Origin of the sequence: Saccharothrix lopnurensis, from assembly GCF_042658445.1 — a bacterium.
Classification (GTDB): domain Bacteria; phylum Actinomycetota; class Actinomycetes; order Mycobacteriales; family Pseudonocardiaceae; genus Actinosynnema; species Actinosynnema lopnurensis.
On the sequence record NZ_JBHSQO010000049.1, the window covers coordinates 1 to 24,018 of the forward strand.

19 protein-coding genes, 1 tRNA gene and 1 pseudogene are annotated in these 24,018 nt (G+C 68.8%); 12 read left to right on the plus strand and 9 right to left on the minus strand.

Annotation, left to right across the window (positions count from 1 at the left end):
* Positions 1-186: 186 nt before the first annotated feature.
* On the minus strand, positions 187-1,332 hold the full coding sequence (gene dndA, locus ACFP3R_RS31075) for a cysteine desulfurase DndA (RefSeq protein WP_380641230.1): 1,146 nt from the start codon (positions 1,330-1,332) through the stop codon (positions 187-189).
* Positions 1,333-1,406: 74 nt separating this feature from the next.
* Here dndA and dndB point away from each other — a divergent pair, with 74 nt between their 5' ends.
* From dndB to ACFP3R_RS31110, 7 genes are all read left to right on the plus strand, one after another.
* Entirely contained in the window at positions 1,407-2,537 is a 1,131-nt protein-coding gene (dndB, locus tag ACFP3R_RS31080; protein ID WP_380641232.1) for a DNA sulfur modification protein DndB, read from the plus strand.
* On the plus strand, positions 2,534-4,030 hold the full coding sequence (gene dndC, locus ACFP3R_RS31085) for a DNA phosphorothioation system sulfurtransferase DndC (protein WP_380641234.1): 1,497 nt from the start codon (positions 2,534-2,536) through the stop codon (positions 4,028-4,030). The genes dndB and dndC overlap by 4 nt, the downstream gene beginning before the upstream one ends.
* Positions 4,017-6,008: a DNA sulfur modification protein DndD gene (gene dndD, locus ACFP3R_RS31090; protein WP_380641236.1), complete on the plus strand. Its 1,992-nt coding sequence runs from the start codon at positions 4,017-4,019 to the stop codon at positions 6,006-6,008. The genes dndC and dndD overlap by 14 nt, the downstream gene beginning before the upstream one ends.
* A complete protein-coding gene (gene dndE / locus ACFP3R_RS31095) occupies positions 5,998-6,378 on the plus strand; it encodes a DNA sulfur modification protein DndE (protein WP_380641238.1) in 381 nt (126 codons plus the stop codon). The genes dndD and dndE overlap by 11 nt, the downstream gene beginning before the upstream one ends.
* Before the next feature lie 291 nt (positions 6,379-6,669).
* On the plus strand, positions 6,670-7,140 hold the full coding sequence (locus ACFP3R_RS31100) for a hypothetical protein (RefSeq protein WP_380641240.1): 471 nt from the start codon (positions 6,670-6,672) through the stop codon (positions 7,138-7,140).
* A gap of 391 nt (positions 7,141-7,531) precedes the next feature.
* Positions 7,532-9,268: an ATP-binding protein gene (locus ACFP3R_RS31105; RefSeq protein WP_380641242.1), complete on the plus strand. Its 1,737-nt coding sequence runs from the start codon at positions 7,532-7,534 to the stop codon at positions 9,266-9,268.
* A gap of 224 nt (positions 9,269-9,492) precedes the next feature.
* Positions 9,493-11,631, plus strand: coding sequence for a ParB N-terminal domain-containing protein (locus ACFP3R_RS31110; protein WP_380641244.1), 2,139 nt, complete (start codon positions 9,493-9,495; stop codon positions 11,629-11,631).
* Between the two features lie 187 nt (positions 11,632-11,818).
* Here the strand turns inward: ACFP3R_RS31110 and ACFP3R_RS31115 are convergent, their stop codons facing one another.
* A complete protein-coding gene (locus tag ACFP3R_RS31115; protein ID WP_380641246.1) occupies positions 11,819-12,058 on the minus strand; it encodes a helix-turn-helix domain-containing protein in 240 nt (79 codons plus the stop codon).
* 203 nt (positions 12,059-12,261) lie between these two features.
* Here ACFP3R_RS31115 and ACFP3R_RS31120 point away from each other — a divergent pair.
* Positions 12,262-13,464: pseudogene (locus ACFP3R_RS31120) on the plus strand (IS3 family transposase).
* A gap of 156 nt (positions 13,465-13,620) precedes the next feature.
* Positions 13,621-13,908, plus strand: a complete 288-nt coding sequence (locus ACFP3R_RS31125; protein ID WP_380641248.1) for a hypothetical protein — start codon at positions 13,621-13,623, stop codon at positions 13,906-13,908.
* Positions 13,909-13,973: 65 nt separating this feature from the next.
* Here ACFP3R_RS31125 and ACFP3R_RS31130 read toward each other — a convergent pair whose 3' ends face one another.
* The 3 genes from ACFP3R_RS31130 to ACFP3R_RS31140 all read right to left on the minus strand — a co-directional run bounded on the left by ACFP3R_RS31130 (position 13,974) and on the right by ACFP3R_RS31140 (position 15,575).
* Positions 13,974-15,032, minus strand: a complete 1,059-nt coding sequence (locus tag ACFP3R_RS31130) for an IS630 family transposase (protein ID WP_380641250.1) — start codon at positions 15,030-15,032, stop codon at positions 13,974-13,976.
* Positions 15,033-15,156: 124 nt separating this feature from the next.
* Positions 15,157-15,327: a hypothetical protein gene (locus ACFP3R_RS31135; protein ID WP_380641252.1), complete on the minus strand. Its 171-nt coding sequence runs from the start codon at positions 15,325-15,327 to the stop codon at positions 15,157-15,159.
* A 175-nt stretch (positions 15,328-15,502) separates the two neighbouring features.
* A tRNA-Ala gene (locus ACFP3R_RS31140) sits at positions 15,503-15,575 on the minus strand.
* Positions 15,576-15,697: 122 nt separating this feature from the next.
* Here ACFP3R_RS31140 and ACFP3R_RS31145 point away from each other — a divergent pair.
* Positions 15,698-17,002 (plus strand): phenylacetate--CoA ligase family protein, encoded by a 1,305-nt coding sequence (locus ACFP3R_RS31145; protein ID WP_380641254.1) that lies wholly within the window; start codon positions 15,698-15,700, stop codon positions 17,000-17,002.
* Here the strand turns inward: ACFP3R_RS31145 and ACFP3R_RS31150 are convergent.
* The 4 genes from ACFP3R_RS31150 to ACFP3R_RS31165 form a co-directional block, all read right to left on the minus strand.
* Positions 16,983-17,741 carry a DsbA family protein gene (locus ACFP3R_RS31150; protein WP_380641256.1) on the minus strand — a complete coding sequence of 253 codons (759 nt, stop codon included), beginning with the start codon at positions 17,739-17,741 and terminating at the stop codon, positions 16,983-16,985. The genes ACFP3R_RS31145 and ACFP3R_RS31150 overlap by 20 nt on opposite strands.
* 74 nt (positions 17,742-17,815) lie before the next feature.
* Entirely contained in the window at positions 17,816-19,123 is a 1,308-nt protein-coding gene (locus ACFP3R_RS31155) for an MFS transporter (RefSeq protein WP_380641258.1), read from the minus strand.
* A 96-nt stretch (positions 19,124-19,219) separates the two neighbouring features.
* Positions 19,220-20,032 (minus strand): GNAT family N-acetyltransferase, encoded by an 813-nt coding sequence (locus ACFP3R_RS31160; RefSeq protein WP_380641260.1) that lies wholly within the window; start codon positions 20,030-20,032, stop codon positions 19,220-19,222.
* The gene (locus ACFP3R_RS31165; protein WP_380641262.1) at positions 20,025-21,125 is read right to left on the minus strand and encodes a glycosyltransferase family 2 protein; all 1,101 of its coding nucleotides are present in this window, start codon (positions 21,123-21,125) and stop codon (positions 20,025-20,027) included. The genes ACFP3R_RS31160 and ACFP3R_RS31165 overlap by 8 nt, the downstream gene beginning before the upstream one ends.
* Positions 21,126-21,166: 41 nt before the next feature.
* On the opposite strand from ACFP3R_RS31165, the gene hrpB reads away from it, so the two are divergent.
* Complete coding sequence (hrpB, locus tag ACFP3R_RS31170; protein WP_380641264.1) at positions 21,167-23,509, plus strand: ATP-dependent helicase HrpB; 2,343 nt, start codon at positions 21,167-21,169, stop codon at positions 23,507-23,509.
* Between the two features lie 70 nt (positions 23,510-23,579).
* A complete protein-coding gene (locus tag ACFP3R_RS31175) occupies positions 23,580-24,005 on the plus strand; it encodes a hypothetical protein (protein ID WP_380641266.1) in 426 nt (141 codons plus the stop codon).
* Positions 24,006-24,018: the final 13 nt, after the last annotated feature.

The window sequence follows — 24,018 nt, forward strand, 5'->3', positions numbered from 1 at the left end:
ACCGCCCTCGGCAGGTTGACCCCCGTCGAATTCGAAGCAATCATGACCACGCCAGCCAGCCAGGCTGCGTGACTACCGCTGTCACCTACTCGTGCAGCAGACCCAAGTCACCGATATTGCTCCTAGGTCAAGTCTTGACTCGGATGAGACTGCGGGCACCAGCTCGTTCAAGCCCGACAGTGACGTTTAAGCCCTCGGACGCAGCTTCTCAACGCTGCGGGCGAGTTCGACGACGTCTAGCCCCTCGGCCTGTGCAGGGATCCACGAAAACCGCAGCCCGTTTGAGGCCACGTTGTCTGGCAGCCCCATCGCGGTGAGCACGTGGCTTGGGGTGTACGAGGCGCTCGTGCACGCGGATCCGGTCGCGACCGCGACCAGATCCTTGAGCGTGACGAGGAACGCCTCAGAGTCGATCTCCTCGAAAGAGAGGTTGAGGATGTGCGGGACGACGTGCTCCTGGTCACCATTGATGTGAAAACGCACGTCAGCCAGCCCTTCAAGAAGACGGGACCGCACCTTCTGGGCCGCAGCCTGCCAGTGCGCCCGCTCCTTCTCGAAGATCTGTGAGGCCTCTGACAACCCCATGATCAGGGGAACGGGCAGAGTGCCCGGACGCAGGCTCCGCTCCTGTCCACCGCCGAACATGATCGGCTCGAGAGGGGGCCGCTCGTCGTCGAGGTTCTCCCGGCGGCGGGTCACGAGAGCTCCCACGCCCTTCGGGGCGCCGATCTTGTGTCCACTGATGCTGATCAAGTCGACCGGTGCGACCAGATCGGCCGGGAGCTTGCCGTACCCCTGGGCTGCGTCGACGTGCAGGTACGTCGCCGTGTTCTGTAGTTCACGTGCGAGATCGGCGACCGGCTGGACTACCCCGGTTTCGTTGTTCACGTGCATCAGCGACACAAGGAGGGTGTCTGGCCGCAGCTTCTCCATGACGGTCGCCACCTCGACCCTGCCGGAGGGGCCAGGCTCGATGAAGTCCACCTCGAATCCACGGCCGGCCAGGTGCTGCAGCGGCTCCAGGACCGCCTTGTGCTCGATGGCGGAGGTGATGATGTGCTGCCGCCCGGTCTGCTCGCCGTGAGGTGCGAGCCCCAGCAGTGCAATATTGTTACTCTCCGTAGCACCGCTGGTGAAGATCAGTTCGTCGGGTTCGGCCCCTACCGTGCTGGCCAGGTACTCACGGGCCCGTTCAACTGCCCGCTTGGCACGCGTTCCGTACTCGTGACGACTCCCTGCGTTACCGAACTCCGCGGTCATCCAGTGCAGGACGACATCGGCCACCCGCGGGTCCACGGGCGCGGTCGCCGCCGCGTCGAGATACGTCACCATCGAACCTAGCCACCTTCAACCGTTATTACGCGCGTCGTGTACGTCATCTGCCTGACGTACGATAGCGTGAGCGGGTGGGATCTTCAGTTGCTTCTCAGTCTGCCGAGTCGGCAACATCTGCTGGTTTCGAGTACGTCTTCCCGGCCATCCGTGGCATCCAGGCGGGGCGCGAGTTCTACGTGTCCATGTGTCCGCTGCGGCTCATACCGAAGATCTTCCTCTTCGACGAGGACGAGCTGGGCCCCGAGGTGCGCGCTCAACGGGTCTTGAACAAGGGACGCCTGCCTGCGCTGACCCGCTACATCGTCGACCACCCCACGGACTACGTCTTCAGTGCGCTGACTGCCTCTGTCGACGGTGACATCCGCTTCGAGGGCATCGCGGACGGCGGTGTGGGGATGCGTGCCGGGCAGATCCGGATCTCGATGGCCGCCCGGTTCGTGATCAACGACGGTCAGCACCGACGTGCCGCGATCGAGCAAGCGCTGAAGGAGTCTCCCGATCTCGGTGAGGAGACGATCGCCGTGGTGTTCTTCCACGATACCGGACTCTCCCGTTGCCAGCAGATGTTCGCCGACCTGAATCGGCACGCCGTGCGGCCACCACGTTCGATCGGGGTGCTGTACGACCATCGTGACGACCTCTCGGCCATCGCGCGTCTGCTGGCGATGCGGTCGCCCGTGTTCAAGGGGCATGTGGAGATGGAGTCGAGTACGTTGTCCCAGCGTTCCCGCAAGCTGTTCACCTTGAGCTCGGTGTACTACGCCACGCAGTCGCTGCTGCAGGGCTTGGAGATCACCAAGGAGCAGTCGCAAGAGGTGGCGGAGGAGTACTGGGCCGCGGTCGACGGAACGATTCCGGAGTGGAAGCTGGTTCGGCGCCGGGAGCTGTCGGCACCAGAGGTCCGTAGGGACTATCTGCACAGCCACGGGATCGCACTACACGCGATGGGCCGGGTGGGCAACTCACTGCTGCGGAAGTCATTGACACCGCGGACCTGGACGCCAGTACTCAAACGCCTGTCGTCAGTGGACTGGTCGCGCGCCAACACCGACTGGGAAGGGCGAGCACTCGTGGCCGGACGGGTGTCCAAGAGCCACCAGAATCTGACATTGACCGTGAACTACCTGCGTCAGCACCTCAATCTCGACCTGAGCGCCGAGGAACAGCGTGTCGAAGATGCCTACGTGCGAGGAGAAGCATGACCACCCCGAAGGCGGCGGCGTTCCAGGACAGGACCCTGGCAGAGGTCATCGATGGACTGGCGGACGAGATCCGCGAGCTCTACGTCGCCGACGATGTCCCCTGGGTGATCGGGTACAGCGGCGGCAAGGACTCCACCGTCGTCCTCCAACTGGTGTGGCTCGCACTGAAGGACCTGCCGGCCGAGCGGCGCACCAAACCGGTTCACGTGATCAGCACGGACACCCTCGTGGAGAACCCCGTAGTCGCGGCATGGGTCAGTCAGTCGCTGGACACCATGCGTACGGCCGCGCAGGAACAACAGCTCCCCATCGAGTCCCACAAGCTGACGCCGGAAATCAAGGACACCTTCTGGGTCAGCCTGATCGGCAAGGGCTACCCGGCGCCCCGGCCGAAGTTCCGGTGGTGCACGGAGCGGTTGAAGATCAAACCCTCGAACAGCTTCATCCGCCGCGTCGTCCGTCGGCACGGTGAGGCGATCCTCGTCCTGGGCATCCGCAAGGCAGAGAGCCAGGCGCGAGCGCAGGCGATGGCCCGGCACGAGAAGCGTCGAGTCCGGGACCGCCTCTCCCCCAACGGCAAACTTCCCAACTCCCTGGTCTACAGCCCGATCGAGGACTGGTCGACCGACGAGGTATGGGCGTTCTTGATGCAGTACCCCAACCCATGGGGGCACAAGAACAAGGACCTGCTCACGATGTATCAGGGTGCATCGGATGACTCCGAGTGCCCGCTGGTCGTCGACGACACCACACCCTCGTGCGGAGACAGCCGGTTCGGCTGCTGGACCTGCACGCTGGTCGAGCAGGACAAGTCAATGACGGCCATGATCCGCAACGACGAGGAGAAGCAGTGGATGCGGCCACTGCTCAAGCTCCGCAACGAGCTCGACGACGTCAACAACGAGATCCACACGCGGGACTTCCGCCGGATGAACGGCAACGTCCAGCTACTCGGGGACGGCGACCGCACCATCCCTGGGCCCTATAAGCAGTCCGCACGCGAGGACTGGCTGCGCAAACTCCTCGCCGCCCAGGCGAAGGTTCGCCAGAAGGCCCCGGAGCATGTCCGTGGCATCGAACTGATTTCGGTGGCGGAGCTGCACGAGATCCGCCGAATCTGGGTGTTCGAGAAGCACGAGATCGAGGACTCGCTGCCGCGCATCTATGAGGAGACGACCGGCGAGAAGTTCCCAGGACTGCCGCTGGACGAGCAACTCGTACTGGGAGCGGAGGAAATCGAGCTGCTCAAGGACGCCTGCGAGGACGATCCGATCCACTTCTCGATGACCCGCGAGCTCCTCGCGATCGAACGCCAGTACCGGACCATGGCGCGCCGAGCCGGCCTATTCGAGTCCCTCGAAAAAGCCATCAAGAAGGGCTACTACGAGGATGCAGATGACGCACTGCAGTTCGCGAAGAGACTGAAAGAACTGCGCGAGAGTGACCCGACCCAGCTGGCGTTGAACGAAGAGACCACCGATGCACCTGCATAAGCTCACGCTCCACGACTTCGGCGCCTACCAGGGCCGGCAGCACCTGGACCTCCGAGTCAAGCCGAAGCGCCCGATCGTCTTGATCGGGGGCCTCAACGGCTGCGGCAAGACGACCCTGCTCGATGCGATCCAACTCGTGCTGTACGGACCTCGCGCCCGGTGCAGCGGACGCGGCAACCGCTCCTACGAAACCTACCTGCGCGAGAGCATCAACCGCTCGGCCGACCCTGCCCGCGGCGCCGAGCTGCGGCTGGAGTTCTCGATCACCGTGGAGGGACGCCTCCGTACCTACGAGGTCGCTCGGACCTGGGCCGTCCACGGCAAGAGCACACGGGAGAACCTCACCGTCGCCATCGACGGCAGGTACGACGCCACGACGAGTGAGAACTGGGCCGAGCACGTCGAGGAGATCCTGCCCCTCGAAGTCGCTTCGCTCTTCTTCTTCGACGGCGAGAAGGTCGAACAGCTCGCCGACCCCGAGCAGGCTGCGGACGTCATTGAAGCGGCAGTCCAGTCCCTCCTCGGTGTGAGAGCGGTCGAACAGCTGCGGACCGATCTGCTCGCCCTTCAACGTCGGCAGCGGCTGTCCGAGGAGGACCAGGGGATCCTCGATCAGATTCAGAACCTGGAGACCAGGTCACAAGCCGCTGCCCAGGAGGTGTCGGACCGCAGCCAGGACCGGGCACAGGCCACCTCGCTGTATGACAGCGCCAAGGCGGGCCTCAAGAAAATCGAGCGGGACTTCGAACGCGCCGGCGGACGGCTCTTCGAGGAGCGTCTCGGGCTGGAAACCGCCAAGAAGGACACCGCGGACCGCCTGGCCGCGACGCAGAAGGCTCTGCGCGGCTTCGCGGAAGGGGCGCTACCACTACTGCTGGTACGCGATCAGCTCACCGCACTGCGTGAGCAGTCAGTGCGTGAGGACCAGGCGCACGAGGCGCAGCAGGTCGTGGGCACTCTCGAATCTAGGGATGCGTGGTTGATTGATCAACTGTCCGACAGCGTGCCCGGTACGGTGCGTACCGCGTTGAAGAGGAAACTGACCGCCGACAGGAAGAAGCGTGCGTCAGCCGCTGAGCTGACGGTTGACCTTGCCCTGCCGCGCGGCCTCGCCCAGAAGCTGTCCGCGTTGGACGACGTGCTGCGAGCAGATGAGATCCGCGTACGCGAACTCATGGAGGCCGCCCACAAGACGGTGCACGAGCTGGAGCAGGCCGATCGTCAGCTGGCAGCAGTGCCCGACGAGGAGCAGATCAAGTCCCTCCTCCACGCCCGCCAGAAGGCCGTGGAGGCGGTGATCGTCGCCCGGGCCGCCGTCGAGCACGCCACGCAACTAGTCGCGGATGCCCGGGCGCACCACGAGCGGCTTGAAGCCGACCTTCAACGTGCGCGGGACAAGCGGGCCCAGACATTCATCCGCGAGGAGGAGCTCCAGCGCATCGTCACCTATGCCGAGAAGGCACGCGCCACCCTGGAAAGGTTCGGCTCGGCTCTCCTGCGGAAGCACATCAGCAGCCTGGAGGTAGCGGTGCTGCGGAGCTTCCAGACCTTGATGCGCAAGAAGGGGCTGATCAAGGACCTCAGGATCGACACCGACAAGTTCACGCTCGCGCTGACCAACCACGACGAGGATCCCATCGACCCCGCCCGACTCAGCGCAGGTGAACGTCAGCTCCTTGCGATCTCCCTGCTGTGGGGGCTGGCGAAGGTGGCTGGCAATCGCCTGCCCACCATCATCGACACCCCGCTGGGGCGTCTGGACAGTCGGCACCGTGAGCACCTCGTGGACCTGTACTTCCCGAATGCCGGGCGGCAGGTCCTTCTGTTGTCCACGGACGAGGAGATCGACGAGCACCTCTTGCGGCGACTCAAGCCTTCCATTGCCAACAGCTACGTTCTCGTGCACGACGACGCTACCTTCACCACCCGCGTCGCGGAGGGCTACTGGTGGGCCGAAGGAGCCCTGCATGCAGTCTGAGATCACTATCCGGCTCTCTCAAGCCGCCAAGGACCAGCTGGCCTGGCTCAAGCGTCACACGGGGCTAACCCAGTGGAACGAGCTGTGCCGGTGGGCTCTGGCGTTGTCCCTGCGAGACCCGTCCCCCCCGCTCGTTCGGGAGATCACCACGGATTCCAACGTGGAGATCGCTTGGAAGACGTTCGCCGGAGCGCACGGGGACATCTACCTGTCCCTGCTCAAGCAGAGGTGCGCGGCGGATGGGGAGGAACCCACCGACGCCGCCGTGGGCAAGACGCTGCTGGTCCACCTGCACCGTGGCATCGGCCTTCTCGCCGGACGCCAGGATCTCCGGTCCATCCAGAACCTCATCGCCGTCGCGGTCGAGTAGACCAGGCCGTACGGCCCGCTCCCTCTGGATCCTCCGGACGGAGCGGGCCTGCATGGTTTCAGGAGTCGCCACCGCTCGACCAAGATTTTTTCTGCATCGCGCGCAACAACTCCGCCTCCCACCCGATCTACCCGGGTGAGGGGGTTCGACTCCGGAGCTGTCATCGGATTCCGCAAGGCGCCCTCACCTGTCAGTCACGCCGCGTATACTGAGGCGACAACTTCACACCGCGCTTCACCTTTCGGACGTGTGCCACCGCATGGGGCCCACCACCAGACACCGGAGCGAACGATGATCAGCCACCCCGTCGCCGGGGCGGTCAAGGCTTTGCAGAAGCAGGCCCTGGCCAGTCGCGACACCTATCAGCTCGACCGCATCGACCGTGCCCTAGACGAACTCCTGCGCAACCCGACGGAGGATGCCGGCCCCGCGCCGTATCGCGTGAGGTCAGCCATGGGGCACGCCTACGAAGCGTTGGAGCGCCGCCGGGCCATCGCTCCCAGCGTCCCGCTCGACCTGGAACACACGGACAGTAGTCACATCGACGCCCGCTATCCGGTCGTAGAGATCCTCGCGTGGCTCGAGGCGGAGCCCAACCTCGCCGCTGGCGAACGCATTCTTCTCGACGAACTCGCCCGCGGACACGACGCCGTGTCCATGGCCCGCCGTCACGGCGTGGAGCTGCCCCGCATGCGCGAGCGGATCAGCCGGGCGCGCCGCCATGCCAGGGCCCTGTGGCAGGTCGCGGAGGAGACGGTGTGAGACCCAAGCCCTTACGGCTGCGTCCCGGGCTCGTACGCGCCCTTATACCGCCTCGCCTGATCGGCACTTACGTGTTGTACACCGCAGACGGCAGACCCACCTATGTCGGCCGGAGCGACACCGACGTACGCCGCCGGCTCCTTCGCCACTATACCGACAGACACGGCGACTACTTCACCTACGACATGCACCACACCGCAGTCAGCGCCTACGACGTTGAGTGCGCCCTCTTCCACCTCTTAGCACCTGAGGTGTCCAACCGCATCCACCCTGACCGGCCAGACTTCCACCCCACCCCGTGCGCGTTCTGTCTACCCCGGCAGACCCGTCTCCACCTCCAGTCCCCGAACGACCGGAGCACCCGGCCACCGACGCAAGCGAAGGACCCTCGATGACCACGCCACTGTTTCTCTCTCCAGACGACCACCGCGCCGATCTCATCCAGGTGGACCGTGCGCTGGACTCCATGCGCGACGCAGGCTTCGACCTGACCGCCGCCATCGGTGAGCCACTGGACAACTCCATCGAGGCCGAGGCCACCTTGATGCGCGTCATGCCGGTGTTCGGCCGCGGCAAGAAGACGATCGACAGCATCCTCGTCGCCGACAATGGCATCGGCATCGATCCCACTCAGATGCACCACGTGCTCTCGATGGGCTACAGCACCCGCTACGGGCAGCGACAGGGACTTGGACGCTTCGGTGTTGGCCTCAAGCTCGCAGGCCTCAGCCTCGGCGAGCGCATCGACATCTACAGCAAGCGGACCGGCAACCCGAAGATCTATCACAGCTACATCGACCTTCAGGAGATCCGAGACGGCCAACAGCGCTACATCACCACCACCGAGACCGAGGAATGGCCGGCCGAAGCCGCCAAGCTCATGGTCGGGCGTGACGACCGCCCCTTCGCCTCCGGCACCGTCGTGGTGTTCGGGAAGATCGACCGGCTCGCCAGCGGAGGCACCTACGGCACCTCCCTCGAGCAAAAGATCTCCGAGCTCCGGAAGTTCATTGCCCGCGCTTACCGGACCTACATCGACACCGGCCGGGTGTTCGAACTGGACGGGAAGGTCACGACGCTGCACGACCCGCTCTTCCTGAGGGACAACCCCAGGATCATCTCTCGCTACAAGCCGCTGGACCCGCGCGGCGAACTCATCGAGGAGACCGATCTGGAGGTGGACGGCCATAAGGTCCACGTCTCCGTCGCCATTGTACCCAAGGAATTCCGCCCCTGGCAGGGCGCCGGCGGTGAGGAGGACTTCAAGGGCCAGGACATCACCGAATTCCACATCAACGCCGACAACACCGCCAAGATCAGCATCCTCCGCAACGGCCGCGAGATCTATTACGACATCATCCCGCGCCTGCTGGAAGGCGGGCGCAGCGACAAGGTTCTCCGCTACGTCGCCGTCGAAATCAGCTTTCCCGCCGAACTGGACGAGTACTTCCAGGTCCGCAACGTCAAGCGCGGTGCGGAACCCGTGGACAAGTTGCGGCACCAGGTTCGTGAATGGCTCAAGCCACCGGTGAAGCAGGCGCTCCGGCAGGTTCGCTCCATGTGGAAGGAGACCGAAACTCAGCAGCGCTTCGAAAACGGTGAGCACAGCTCCAGCATGAACACCGCCTCGAAGGTCGTCCCGGCCCTCCCCAGCGGCCTCGCCGGCCGCGGAGCGACCCCGGAGTTCGAGGAGAAGGTGATCCAGCAGGCCGCTGCCGACATGGGTCTGGATGCCGCCAATGACGCCGATGCCGTCAAGATCGAGAAGCTGCGCGAGCAGATCAACTCCAGGCCCATCACACTCCTGGACGCCCAGTGGCCGGGCAAGGAGTTCCTGGTGATCCACCACCTCAACGGAAAATCTGTGGTCAAGCTCAATCACCGTCATGCCTTCTTCGACAGGGTGTACGCACCCATCAAGAAGGTCGCCGACGAGGGCGCGCAAGGCATGGAACCGGAGGAGATCACCGACCTGGCCCGTCGCGCGGAAGCGGCCATCGACCTGCTGTTCATGGGCTACGCGAGGGCTGAGGGCATGTACGAGGACCCGGAGCGCTTCGACGACCTCCGTACCTATTGGGGCATGTACACCGAGGCACTGCTGCGGGAGGAGTTCAAGGACAAGTGAGCCCCCGTGGCGGTGCACTTCACGAACTGCACCGTCACGGCGCAGCCTCACGCCACCTGCGCCGCCGACCGCAGGACTACGAGCCCCTGGTGATGCTCTCCAGGCGACGGCCCGATCGGTGCGCGCCCCGTACAGCAACCCTCGCCGCCATGCGGCACGACCGTTCTCAGAGAGGCAACGCCAGGATGTTTGGATCAGGGTCCAAGATCACTTTCCGAGACTACGTGCAGGGCACGTGGGGGAGCTTCGATACCCCTGCTGGCCGGGTCGACTACATCATGACCAAGGCCCGGCTCGGCGGTGACGCGGACGCGCCGGAGCGGCAGCTCACGAAAAGCCTCGCACCGGTCCGTGAGGTCATGGACGCTGGCGACCTGGACTTCAACCAGCTGCTGCAACGTGACCTGGACGATCACCGGGTGGCGATCAACCTGATTCCGTACCTGCTCAAACAGAAATCCACCGGCCCGGCTTTCTTCCCTCCGATCGTCGCGGTGCTCCTGCCGTTCCAGAAGAAGCGGCCGACCGCCTTCCCCGCACTCGACGCTCCGCAGTCGGTGGACCATGACGACGCGCCCTGGCAGGAGGAACGGGCCGGCAACGCCTTCCGGGTTCACCGGCTTCTTGACTCCGACGGCGAGATACACGCGGCAAACCTGGGGAAGCTCTGGTGGAACGAGTCGGAGTCGAGCCTCGTCGTCCTCGACGGTCAGCACCGGGCGATGGCGCTGTTGGCCATCGAGCGCACCCTGTCTCGTACGTGGCACGGCAGCGGTGCACAGTTCCGTCCCTTCTACGAGCACCAGGTCGAGCAGCTGCTCAGCGAGCACCAGGTCTCCGAGGTCGACCTGGCCAAGATCGAGGTGCCGGTGACCGTCTGCTGGTTCCCCGACGAGACCGGCGACTTCGCGCGGCCACACGAGGCGGCGCGCAAGCTGTTCGTCGACGTCAACAAGGAGGCCCGTCCGCCGAGCGAGTCGCGAATCATCCTGCTGTCCGACGGCGAGCTGTCCAATGTCCTCACGCGCGGTATGCTGAGCGCACTGCGCAGTCGTAGCGGCGACTACCTGCCGCTCTACGCAGTGGAGTACGACAACCCCGAGGTGAACACCAACCGGCCCTCACGGTGGTCGGTGATGACGAACATCCATCTGCTCAAGATGGCGGTCAACCGCTGCATCTTCGGTCCGCCCAAGTACCTCACCAACCTCGCCCAGCCGTTCGGAGGCAGGGAGAAGGCAGACGAGCGCGATCGCTTCATGCGCGCACAGTTGGACTTGGTCAGCCTTCTGCCGGATCACCTCGACGACGGCGGATACCCGTACACCCGGGACGAGATCGGGGACACCAGGTTCCCGCTCGGCCGTTCAGAGGCACTGACCAGCAGATTCATGGACACGTGGGGGCAGGCCATCCTGACTTTGCTGTCTCGGACCGCACCCTACGCGGCACACGCGGCCAGCCTCACGAAGTTCAAGGAGGGCTGGCACACGACCAGTACGCACGCCTCGCTGGCCCACGACGCGTTGTTCGGCGGTGTCGGGATCTACTGGACGCTGCGCGACAGCTACGACAGCTACCAGACCAACCGCTCCGAGGACGGGCCCAAGCCGCCGAAGTCCGACGTAATTCGCGCCTGGGAAGCCCTTAAGGAGCAGGAGAGCGAGTTCGATAAGTACCGCGCCCACGAGTACCTCGGATCGACCCGGCCCGATGCAGTCAGGCGCTGCAAGGCCGCTTACAGCGTCTTCAACACACACGCCTGCCAGCTCGGCATGGCGATGACCCTCGGATCCCTCTGGGAGCTGCGCAAGAACCAACCCGCCGGGGCCGACCTCAAGGACCTTCCCGCCTTCGCTGAAGCCCTGACCAAGGCATGGAACGAGTTTTTCCAGATCGATCGCGGCCGAGCCCGCGATCGCAGGTACGCCTTCAGCAAAGACAGCAGCAACCCGCTCAACCAGATCACCAACATGGACACCCCCAACGCGGTGTACTTCCGGTACTTCTGGATGCAAGCCCTCACCAGTCCCTCGGTGTGGCAACATCTTTCCCCGTGGCTGACCAACCAGGAAGCCTTCGATGCGGGGTTGGGCGAGGCTCGACGCCTCTACTTGCACTTGTGCATCAAGCAGCAAGGCAAAGCCCTGGAACTCAGCCAGCCGACGCTCGATCGAGCCAAACGTATCGAGCAGGCCGAGAAGGTGGCTACCGGCGCACTCAAGAAGGCCCTTCGCAACTGGTTCGAGGTGACCGACGAGGAGTTCGAGGCATGGCAGACCAGACAGAAGCCCTGGGTCGTCCAGCCGGAGCTGAATCTAGGGGACGCATCCACCGATAGCGGAGATGCAGGCAGTAAATAGCTACTTGCTGAGCTAGTCCATAGAACGGCCGTCTGCCCATCCGCACTGGTCACACCATTCTTCCGAACGGCAGCAGGGCCTGGCGGCATCTGATCGCCTCTTCGGTCGTCCAGTCCTAATGTCTCCGCCTCAGGAATGGACGACCGAAGAGGCATAGGCGGTTTCCGGCCCGCGCCGCCGCCACCATTCAGATCTTGTCCACTGGACAGGGCCTGAGGTGGCCGTATCGGATCTCCCACGGGCCGGTGCCGCGGCTGCAGGTCTCGAGTTTGCTGAGCTTGCCTAGCGACCAGCCCAGGCTCTTGGCGACGACTGCGGAGGACAGGCGGGCGGTGTGGCGGATGCGACGTAGTTCCTCGCCGAGCTCACGGCGGTGAGCGGTGCTCAACCTCGTGCTGACGGGCAAATTCTCGTCGTCGGTGTCCATCGACGTTCCTCAGTTGTGCTCGGGTGCCGCGACATGGTCGACGGCGATGATCAAGCTTCGGTCTGACGCGGTGCGGAACAGGCTGATAAGCCCGGCCGAGTCCGGCCGCATACGAACGGCATGGCGCGTCCATGTTCAGCGCGTGGGCTTGTGGATCGTCCCGAGTCGGGTGGAGGCTCTGATACCTGGAAGGGTGAGGAGCTCTGGCACCACCGAGGAAGTACTCGTCTGAGCTGCGGGAACGTGCGGTTCGATTGGTCTTTGAGTTGCGTGAGCAGGGCGAACGGACGGGTGTGATCGCTCGGGTTGCGGACCGGCTCGGGGTGCATCGGGAGGCGCTGCGGACGTGGGTCCGACAGGTCGAGGTCGACGGCGGGAAACGGCCCGGGACGTCGACGAGTGATGTCCAGCGCATCGCCGAGCTCGAACGGGAGAATCGTGATCTGCGGCGGGCGAACGACATTCTGAAAGCGGCGTAGGCGTATTTTGCCGGGACTCGACCCCAGACCGCCGCGCTAGTCGGGTTCGTCGACAATCATCGCGGGCAGTTCGGTGTGGAGCCGATCTGTGTTGCGCTGAGCGTGTCGCCGTCCACGTATTGGGCGGTCAAGAAGCGGGAGTCGAGTCCGTCGGCTCATGCGGTCCGGGACGAATGGCCGAAAAAGGAGGTCCTGAGGGTGTGGCGCGGGCCGGGGCGTGGGTTGTACGGGGCACGGAAGGTATGGGGGCAGCTCAACCGGGAGTGCGTCGACGTGGCGCGGTGCACGGTCGAGCGGCTGATGCGCGAGCTGGGCGTCAGCGGCGTGACCGCGTCCCGCAAGCGGCCCCGCACGACTCTCCCAGGCTGCAATCGTCCAGCTGACCTGATGGAACGTGACTTCACCGCGGACGCGCCGGATCTGTGGTGGGTCGCCGACATCACCTACGTCGCCACCGCGGTCGGCTGGGTGTACACCGCGTTCGTCCAGGACCTGTTCTCCCGCCGCATCCTCGGCTGGGAGGTCGCCGACCACCTGGGCGTCGACCTCGCGCTCGACGCCCTGGAAATGGCGATCTGGGCACGCAGTGGCGTCGACGGCCTTGTCCACCATTCCGACAGGGGTATTCAATACACCTCCATCCGCTACGCCGAACGGCTTGACCAGATCGGCGCCGCGCGCCCTGTCGGCAGCAAGGGCGACTCCTACGACAATGCAGCTGCCGAATCGCTCAACAGTCTTTACAAGAAGGAACTCATCGACTTCCACGGCGACTGGAAGAACACGACGGACGTGACACTGGCCACGATGGAATGGGTTTCCTGATACAACGCGGAAAGGCTACATTCCTTCTGCGGGAACACTCCTCCGGCCGAGTACGAGGAGATGTTCCACCGGACGGTCGTCGACACCGGCGCAGCAGTCTGAAGCCAACTGATCCGGCCTCCAACTTCGCTGGGGCGGTCCACCTTGCCTACGGCGTCGAACTGGAGACGTCGTGCTTCCTCATGTCCCGTGCGAAGTCCCACCCCGACGGCAATATTTTGGCCCGCGGCCATCTACCCGAGCGGCAAGTTCGAGGTCGTGTTCCAAGATCTCCGCAGGCGACCGCCTTTCGACGACCTCACGCGGCGCGAAGAACTGCGGCAGCGGCTCAACGGCATCGACCTGCCTGCGGCGAAGGTTGACCTGCGACCGGGTCTCGGCCTCGGCGTCCTGCTCGACGCACCGGCACGCGAGCAGCTCATCGAAGTACTCGGCCGGTTCCACGCGGTCGCTGTTGAGGGCCAGCCGGCCGACAGCAAGGTTTCGTGGCGTGCGAGGCGCGACCCGCCGCGACAAGGTGAAGTTCGAAAGGTGACGGGGAGTTGAGCCGTTCTACTGGACGGGGCGAGGACCACCATGTAAGGCATCGACGCGTTTACCCCCAAAAGTGATCAAGCGCGCAGAGCCTCACTTATTGATCCGAAAGTTTTCGGTTTCCTACATGATGGCGTAGCGGACGTGCGGGGCACGGAAGTAGCCGCGGACGATGTGCGGCTGGTGCTGGCGGCGGCGCGGGAAGCGGCGGGTTTCGTGGCGAGGCGGTCGGTGTTGTGGGCGCGGGAGGCGTTGACGTTGCGTTTCAGGTCGGCGTTGAGCAACTCGTCCGGGTTCGGCTCGGGGCTGTAGCCGGGCATCAGGTGCAGCTCGATCCTTTCGGCGTTGGCCTCGAGCCAGGCGCGGACGGCCTTGCTTCGGTGCACGGGGTGCCGGTCGGCGATGACGTGCACCTTCCGGTCGGCCTGACGTGCGACGCGGTCGAGGAACGCGGTGAACACGGTCGCGGTGAAGCGTTCGGTGAACACGGTGAACCACAACGCGCCCCGTGAGGCGACCGCGGACATGACGTTGACCCGCAGCCGTTTCCCGGTCACCCGCACGATCGGAGTGCGGCCCCGGGGCGCCCAGGACCGGCCGGGCGGGGCGGCATCGGAGCGCAGCCCGCACTGGTCAACCCAGGCGATCGCCGCGCCCTCGGCCTTCGCGCGTGCCTCGATCGCCGGGTAGTCCTCGTCGAGCCAGGCCCGTACCGCGGCGGGCTGCTGCCGGTAGGCACGCCGCGCGGGTCGCTGTGGGGTGAAGCCGTGGCGGCGCAGCCACAACCCGACGCCCTGTTCGGTCATCTCGACCCCGACGACCAGGCGGATCAGCTCGACCACCGTCTGCCGGGTCCACAACGGGCCGCCGATCAGCAACTCTTCCGGGCTGTGGTCGGCCATCGCCGCGAACAGCGTGCCCCGGTCCTCGGGGCTGACCAGCTCGGCGGGACCTGGACGCCCCCGGCGGGTCGCCAGGCCGTCGCGACCGTCCCGCCGGTAGGCGCGCCACCAGGTGCCCACCGACCGCACCGAGACCCTGAACACCTCCGCCGCCTGCCGATATCCCTCGACCTGCCCGGACTCCAGCGCCGCGACCACCCGCAGGCGCAGGACCTCCTGCTCCGCAGGAGACAACCGATGCGCACCTCCGACCTCAACCACCCAGTCAGCCTACAGGCAACCGATCACTTTCGGTTCAATAACACGACCACCGTATTCATCCGCCGACGGCTCGCCCGCGGCGCGGAATCGAACGGGATCAGGTGAAGATCGCCATGCGGGCGAACCTCTTGGTGATGACCTGCCCGTCAACCAGGTCCGCGTCGAGTGGGCCGCGGTCGGTGGCACCGAGCTCGAAGCGGCGTTCGGCGGCCTCGGGCGCAGGGACGGGGGCCGCTACAGCCGCAGAAAAGTCACCGTGCAGATCCACCCGGCCGGGTCATGAGACCTGGAGCACAACGCTGACAACATTTCGCGTGGAGCGACCGCCTGCTCCAGATTTGCTCCAGACCGGCAGCCGCAGTCCACAGTGGGCGGAAAAGCAAGATCGCCCGCCACCTGCATCACAGCAGGTCAGCGGGCGAATCTGGTCCTACATTAACTTGTGGAGCTGAGGGGACTCGAACCCCTGACCCTCACACTGCCAGTGTGATGCGCTACCAGCTGCGCCACAGCCCCGTACTCCCCACGTTCCCGGCCGGTTCCCCCGCCGTTCGCGTGTGGCAATACCGTACAACACCCACCCCGTCCCGACGAAATCGGGGGTACCCTCCGGCATCCGGCCTGCTAGACCGGGGTGCATGGGTCCCGTACCGCTCGTCGAACCCGAGGCCGAGGGGATGTCCCCCACCGCGAGGCGCGCCCTCCAGGAGCGCCGGTTGCGCCGGCTGCTCACCCGACTGCTCGACGCCGACGGCGTGCAGGCGGCCCGGCTGCGCGACGCCGGGGTGGGGCACGCCGAGGAGATCGGGCTGGACGACCTGCCGGCGCTGCCGTTCGTGACCAAACAGGACCTGTGGGACCACTACCCGTTCGGGTTTCGGGTCGACGACCGCATCGTGTGCGTCCACGGGTCGTCCGGGACGGGTGGGCGGCCGACGCTCGTTCCTTATACGGCGCACGATGTCGGTGTGTGGGCCGGGGTGATGGCGCGGGCGCTCGGTGGGGCCGGGGTCACGCGGAGCAGCGTGATCCACAACGCCTACGGGTACGGGCTGTTCACCGGCGGTCTGGGGGTGCACCACGGCGGGATGCGGTTGGGGGCCACCGTGGTTCCCCTGTCGGGTGGCATGACGGAGCGGCAGGTTCGGCTCATCGCCGACCTGGGGCCCGATGTGCTGTGCTGCACGCCGTCCTACGCGATCCACCTCGGGGAGGCCCTGCGGGACTCGGGGACGACGTCGCCGTTCCGGGTGGGGGTCTTCGGGGCCGAGCCGTGGACCGGGGGGATGCGCCGGCAGATCGAGGAGCTGCTCGGCATCAGGGCGTTGGACGTCTACGGGTTGTCCGAGGTCATCGGGCCCGGGGTGGCGTGCGAGTCGCTGGACTCCGACGGAATGCTGAACGTCGCCGAGGACCACTTCTTCGTGGAGGCGGTCGACGGGGACGGGCGGCCGGTGCCGGACGGCACGCCGGGTGAGCTGGTGTTCACCACGTTGACCAAGACGGGGATGCCGCTGCTGCGCTACCGCACCGGCGACGTCGCCGCCCTCGCCCCGCCCGTGCCCGGTGGTCCGCGCACCCTCAGGCGCATGAGCAAGCTGCTGGGCCGGCGGGACGACATGCTGGTGGTGCGCGGCGTCAACGTGTTCCCCACCGAGGTCGAGGCGGTGGTCCTCGGGGACGCCCGGGTCGGGCCGCACTACCTGGTGGTCGAGGACCGCCGGGACGCCGGGCGGCCCGAGCTGCACGTGGTGGTCGAGAGCGCGCACGACGTGGTCGCCGACCTCACCGCCGCGCTCCGGGAACGCCTGGGGATCACGTGCCGCGTCGCCGTCGTCCCCGCGGGCGCGGTGCCGCGCGCGGAGACCGGCAAGGCCCGGCGGCTGGTCCGGTGGGACGGGGGACCGCCGCCGGTCGCCGGGCTCACCGGACCAGGTCGGTGAGCCAGTTCTCGTTGCCGAAGTCGATGACCTGGCCGTCCTTCATCACCGTCGGCGTGCCCTTGAACTGCCCGCCCGCGCGCAGCTCGTCGAGCCCGGCCTGGGCCTCGGCCTCGTGGGCGCCGCTCTCCACGCACTGCTTGAACCCGTCACCGGTGATGCCGAGGTCCGTGCCGAGCTTCACCAGTTCCTCCTTGGTGTAGCCGGGCCCGCCCTCCTCGGGCTGCTGGGCGAACAGCGTCTCGTGGTACTCCCAGAACTCGCCCTGGTCGGCCGCGCACAGCGCCGCGTTCGACGAGTCGCGCGAGTAGCCCTCGGGGTCGGAGTAGCGGATGAGGAACGGCAGCGCGTGGTAGCGGACGCGGAGGTTGCCCGCCTCGATCTCGCTCTTCATCCGCTCGCCGTAGACCTCCTTGAAGTTGCGGCACGCCGGGCAGAGGAAGTCCTCGTACAGGTCGATCGTGGCCTTGGCGCCGGGCTCGCCGACGACCACCACGGCGCCCTCGCGCGCGACCGGGGCGGAGATGTCCGCGATGCCGGCGGGCGGGGTCAGGGCCTGGTCGTCCTTGCTCCGGGCGGTCCAGACGACGCCGCCGATGACGACCAGCGCCAGCACGACCACGACGACCACGCCGAGGACGACCTTGTTGCGGTCGCCGCCGGAGCGCGCCGCCGTCACGGCGCGAGTCGCCTGCTGCGCCTGCTGCTTCTTCTTCCGAGCGTTGCGCTCCGCGCCACCCACCTGAATTCGCCCGTCCTTCCCCCGGTCGGCTGCGTCCGCAGGTTACCGAGGGATGCTGAGCGGAACCTGAGCGATCACGCCTCCGGCTGACGCGGGCGCCCGGCGAGGCGCTCGCCGGTGGGCACCTCGGGCCCCTCGTCGAGGCACCCGGACTCGCCGGCCACCGTCGCCGCGACGTGCGTCTGCGCCTTCTTCGGCAGGGTCTCGGGCGCGGCGAACCAGAACCCCAGCGACAGGGCGAGCATCGCACCCGTCAGGGTGAACGCGGCCTGGTAGGAGAAGGCGTCGACGAGCACGCCGGCGAGCAGCGGGCCGACGATCGCGCCGAGGTCGGCGGCCATCTGGAACCCGGCCAGCACCGGTCCGCCCTTGGCCTTCTCGCCGATGACGTCGGCCACCACGGCGTTCTGCGGCGGGTTGAGCAGCCCCGCGCCCGCGCCCGCGACCAGCGAGGCGACCATGAACATCGGCACGGTGGAGCTCAGGCCCAGCGCGGTGGTGCCGAGCGCGGACACCACGAGCCCGGCGATGGCCACCGGTTTGCGCCCGACGCCGTCGGCCAGTCGGCCGGACACCATGAGCGTGGCGGCGTTGCCCGCGGCGAACACCGACAGGGAGATGCCGGCCACGGCGGGCGTGCTGCGCAGCGCCTCCACCACGAACAGCGGCACCAGCGACATCCGCACGCCGAACACCGCCCAGCCGTTGGTGAAGCCGGAGGCCAGCGTGGCCCGGTAGGCGGGCAGCCGCACGGCCGCGCGCACGGTCAGCGTCTCCTGCTTGACCGAGTTGTCCAGTGCGGCGAGCGTGGAGCGGCGCAGGAACCACCAGACCACGAAGGCCGCGACCACCAGCGCGAACGAGTAGGCGACGAACGGGGCCTCGATCGAGATCTCGACCAGGGCCGCGCCGAGGATCGGACCGCCGATGTTGCCGAGCAGGAAGCCGGTGGCCCACAGCCCGGACGCCCGGCCGCGCATGGGCGGCGGCGTGATCCGGATCAGCAGGCCGACCGCGGCGACGGTGAACATGGTGGAGCCGATGCCCGCGAGGGAGCGGAACGCCAGCAGCTGCCAGTACGAGCCGACGAAGCCGCAGGCGCCGGTGCCGAAGGCCACGATGAGGATGCCGGTGATGTAGACGCGGGGCTCGCCGAAGCGGTCGACCAACCGGCCGCTCAGCGGCGCGAAGACGAGCCTGACCAGGGCGAACGCGCTGATGACGGCGGACACGGCGAACGTGCCGACGTCGAAGCTCTTGGCGAAGGCGGGCAGGACCGGGGCCACGATGCCGAACCCGAGGGCGATGATGAAGCTCGCCGCCACGAGCACCCACACCTCGCTCGGCAGCCGGAGCTCCACCTCGTTGCCGTTGCCCCGCACAGCGCCCCCTCCGGTTGCCTCGGCCCGCCCGAGGACATCATCCTTTAGCCCTGCTAAGGATATGCGCTGCATCAACTAAATACTCAATCGAGATGCTCAATCGAGGAGTTCGTCCACCCTGCGTGCATAGGCGGTCACCGGGTAGCCGACCTCGAACCCGCACGCCTCCGCGAACCGCTCCCCCGCGCCGCCCTCGGCCACGTGGGCGGCCACCAGCAGCGCGCCCGCGTCCCGCAGCGCCGCCACCGCGGTCGCGACCAGCGCGCCGCCGAGCCCGCGCCGACGCCGGGCGGGCCGCACCACCACGTGCTCGACCAGACCGACGCCGCGCTCGCCGAACCCGGAGGCGAACCCGCCGAGCCGGTCGCCGTCGTCGACCACCGCGAACGCGCACCGCGGGTCGTCCAGCCGCTGCCCGAGGTGGCGCAGCAGCCGCGGCCCGTCCACGCCCAGGTCGTCGGCCAGCAGCTCGGTGATGCCGGGCAGGTCCGCGTCCCGCGCGGGCCGCACCGAGGGCGACCGGACCGCCGGACCCCGGTGCACCACGGCCAGCGCCTCCTCCACCGCGTGCCACCCGGTGTCGTCGGCAATGCCCTCGATCTCGGCGACCGTGGTCGGGGACGCGTAGAGCACCGCCTCGGCCCGACCCACGTCGGCGAAGGTCTGCTCCAACCGCATCAGCGTGCCCGCGACCTCGGCCGACGAGCCGTAGACCGCGCACGCGTGGTTGCCGCCGGGCAGCGGGTCGTCCCGGTTCACCACGACCTGGGCCGCGCCCACGCGGCCGACCCTGCCGTACCGGACCGCGCCGGAGGCGAGCCGGGCCGCCTCCACCAGCCCGGCCAGCTCGCGGGCCCGGTACGGGTCCAGCAGCTCCGGGTCGTCGGGGTCGCGCAGCGGGTCAACCACGCATCCCCCGCCCCTTCCACCGGGCGGTGCCGCGCAGCGCGTGCCACGCGGCCTCCAGCGACAGCGCGCCGAACACCACCGGGGCCACCGGCCCGAGCACCGCCGCGGCCCGCGGTTGCCGGGTGCGGCGCAGGAAGACCCACAGCGCCGCCGACTGCGCCAGGCACGCCACCAGGCCCGGCCGGGACCCGCGCAGCGCCGCGACCAGCGGCACCGCCCCGTACGCGACGTGCGCGACGCCGGCGGTGACCAGCCCGAGGAACGCGCCGGCCGGGCCCTTCGAGTACAGGTCGGTGCCCGCGACCATGCTCTTGCGCATCGACGCCCACGCGTCGCCGAACGCGTCCAGGCCCGAGGTGGTCAGCGAGTCCGACCCGTCCGCGTACCGGGTGCGCCCGCCGGAGTCGCGGACCAGGGTGGCGAAGCCCACGTCGTCCGCGCGGGACCCGGCGATCGCGGCCCAGCCGCCCGCCCGCTCGCAGGTCTCGCGCCGCACCAGGATGCAGTGGCCCACGGCCAGGGCCATGCCGCGCCGCCCGTCGACCGTGGTCGTCTCGAACAGCAGCTGGTTGGTGGGCGGCAGCAGCAGCCACCAGCCGGGGCCGGGCCGGGTGCCGCGGCCGGAGGTGGACACCAGGTCGACGTCCCAGCGGCGGGCGCCCGCGAGCAGCCGGCCGACCAGGTCGGGGGCCGCCTCGGTGTCGGCGTCCACGTACAGCAGCCAGTCCGAGTCCACGCCGGCGCTGCCCACGTGCAGCGCGTGCACCTTGCCCGCCCAGCCGGACGGCGGACCGGAGCCGGTGACCAGCCGCACCCGCGGGTCCTCGGCCGCGTGCCGCCGCACGACCTCGGCGGTGCGGTCGGTCGAGGCGTCGTCGACCACCACGATCCGCAGGTCCGGGTGGTCCTGCGCGCGCAGCCCGGTGAGGCAGCGGTCGATGGTCCGCTCCTCGTCCCGGGCGGGCACGACGACCGTCACCGAACCGTCGTGGACCCCCTGCCCCGGCAGGCGCTCGACCTCCCGCCACACCTTCACCGTGATCGCCGTGCGCGCCACGACCAGCGCGGCGCCGAGGACGCCCCATTTCCCCATGGGTCCACAATGGCACAGCCGCCGGGGCGATACTCGTCGCCGTGGAACTGCCCGACCTGCCCATCCGCCCGCTGCTCGGCGACATCGCCGGCGCGCTGGCCGCGCACGGCTCGCTGGTGCTGGTCGCGCCGCCCGGCACGGGCAAGACGACGCTGGTGCCGCTCGCGCTGGAGGGCCGCGTCGTGGTCGCCGAACCCCGCCGGCTGGCCGCCCGCGCCGCCGCCGCGCGGATGGCAAGCCTGCTGGGCGAGCCGGTCGGGCGGACCGTCGGCTACTCGGTGCGCGGCGACCGCCGGACCTCCCGGGACACCCGCGTCGAGGTGGTGACCTCGGGCCTGCTGGTGCGGCGGCTCCAGCACGACCCGGAGCTGGCGGGCGTGGGCACCGTGCTGCTGGACGAGTGCCACGAGCGGCACCTGGACGCGGACCTGCTGCTGGCGCTGCTGCTCGACGCGCGGGCCGGGCTGCGACCGGACCTGAGGCTGCTGGCCACCTCCGCCACGGTCGCCGCCGACCGGCTCGCGCGGCTGCTGGGCGACGCGCCCGTGCTGCGGGTGGAGGCGCGCGCGTTCCCGGTGGAGGTGAGCCACGAGCCGCCCGCGCGCGGTGAGCGCGTCGAGGCGGCCGTGGCCCGCGCGACCCGCCGGGCCCTGTCCGAAGTGGACGGTGACGTGCTGGCGTTCCTGCCCGGCGTGGCGGAGATCCGGCGGTGCGCGGCGCTGCTGGGCGACGACGTGGACGTGCTCCCGCTGCACGGCAGGCTGGCCGCGTCCGCCCAGGACGCGGCGCTGCGCCCCGGCGGTCGCCGCCGCGTGGTGCTGGCCACCGCGATCGCCGAGTCGAGCCTGACCGTGCCGGGGGTGCGCGCGGTGGTGGACTCGGGGCTGGCGCGGGTGCCGCGGGTGGACCACCGGCGCGGGCTGGCGGGCCTGGCCACGGTGCGGGTCAGCGCGGCCGTGGCCGACCAGCGCGCGGGCCGGGCGGGGCGCGAGGCGCCGGGTCGGGTCTACCGCTGCTGGCCCGCGCACGAGCACGGCACCCTGCCGCGCTACCCGGAGCCCGAGATCCGCACCGCCGACCTGACCCGGTTGGCGCTGGAGCTGGCGTGCTGGGGCGTGCCGGACGGCGAGGGCCTGGGCTGGTGGGACGCGCCGCCGCCGGGCGCGCTGGACGCGGGCCGGTCGGTGCTGCGGGCGCTGGGCGCGCTGGCCGGCCGGGGCGCGACGGACCGGGGCAGGCGGATGGCCGACCTGGGCCTGCACCCGCGGCTGGCGCGGGAGGTGCTCGACGGCGCGGACGCCGTGGGCGCGCGCACGGCGGCGCGGGTGGTGGCCCTGCTGGACGACGACCGCGCGTCGGCCGGGATCGAGCTGGACGTGCGCGACGCGGACCCGCGCGAGGCGCGCAGGCTGGCCGCGCTGGTCCGGGACGACGCCGGCGACCCGGGGCGCGCCGACGGCGGCGACCCGGCGCTGGTGGTGGCCCTGGCGCACCCCGAGCGGTTGGCGCGGCGGCGCGCCCCCGGCTCGCCGGTCTACCTGATGGCGGGCGGCACCGCCGTGGAGCTGCCGCCGGGCAGCCGCCTGGCCGACGCCGAGTGGCTGGCCGTGGCGGTCGCCGACCGGGAGCCCGGCCGCGCGCACGGGCGGGTCCGGCTGGCCGCCCGCGCCGACGAGGAGCTGGCCCTGGCCGCCGCGCCCGCGCTGGTCGTCGAGGAGGACGACGTGCGGTGGGACGGCGACGTGGTGGCCAACCGGGTGCGCAGGCTGGGCGCGATCCCGCTGTCGAGCAGGCCGTTGCGCGACCCGGACGCGGTGCGGCGGGCGTTGCGCGAGGGCCTGCGCGCCGAGGGCGTCGGCCTGCTGCGCTGGGACGCGGACGGCGTGCGCACGCGCGAGCGGATGGAGTTCCTGCACCGGGTGCTGGGCGACCCGTGGCCGGGGGTGGACGACGAGGCGCTGCTGGAGGTCGTGGACCTCGGCGACGCGCGCCGGAAGGCGGACCTCCAGCGGATCAGCGGCGAGCAGGTGGTGCGGCGACTGCTGCCGTGGCCCGCGGCGGCGCGCTTCGACGAGCTGGCGCCCGACCGGCTGGAGGTGCCGTCCGGCTCGCGCGTCCGGGTCGACTACTCGGGACCCGAGCCGGTGCTGCCGGTGAAGGTGCAGGAGGTGTTCGGCTGGACCGACACGCCGCGCCTGGCCGGCGGCCGGGTGCCGGTGGTGCTGCACCTGCTGTCCCCCGCCGGGCGGCCGACCGCGGTGACCGGCGACCTGGCGTCGTTCTGGCGGACCGGGTACCCGCGGGTCCGGGCCGAGCTGCGCGGCCGGTACCCGAAGCACCGGTGGCCGGAGGACCCGATGACCGCCGCGCCCGCCCGCCGCTGACCACCCGTCGCCAACCACCCCTTGACGCCGGCCGTCAAGTACTTGACGATAGCCGTCAAGGAGGTGGGCCGTGCTCGCGGAGCAGATCGCCACGATCATTCGAATCCGGCTGCTGGACCCGCTGGAGATCCTCTTCGACGACGTCGGCGACCTGCCCGACCGCGTCGGGGCGCTGGCCGAGCGGACGGCCGAGACCCTGCTGGGCGACGACGAGGCGGCCGCCCGGCACGCCATCGCGCGGCTCGTCGGCGCGCTCTACCCCGGTGACGCGCCGTTCGACCCGCCCGCCGACTGGTGGCGGACCCCGCTCGGGCAGGTCGTCGCCCGGCGGATGGGTCACCCGGCGGTGCGGGCGGTCTCCTACTCGGTGGCCGGCGCGATGCTCGGCGTCACCAAGCAGGGCGTCCACGACCTGGTGCGGCGCGGCAAGTTGGCCCGGGACCCGGAGGGCGGCGGCGTGACCGTCGACTCGGTGAGGGCGAGGTTGAACGGATGAGGCCCGACGGATG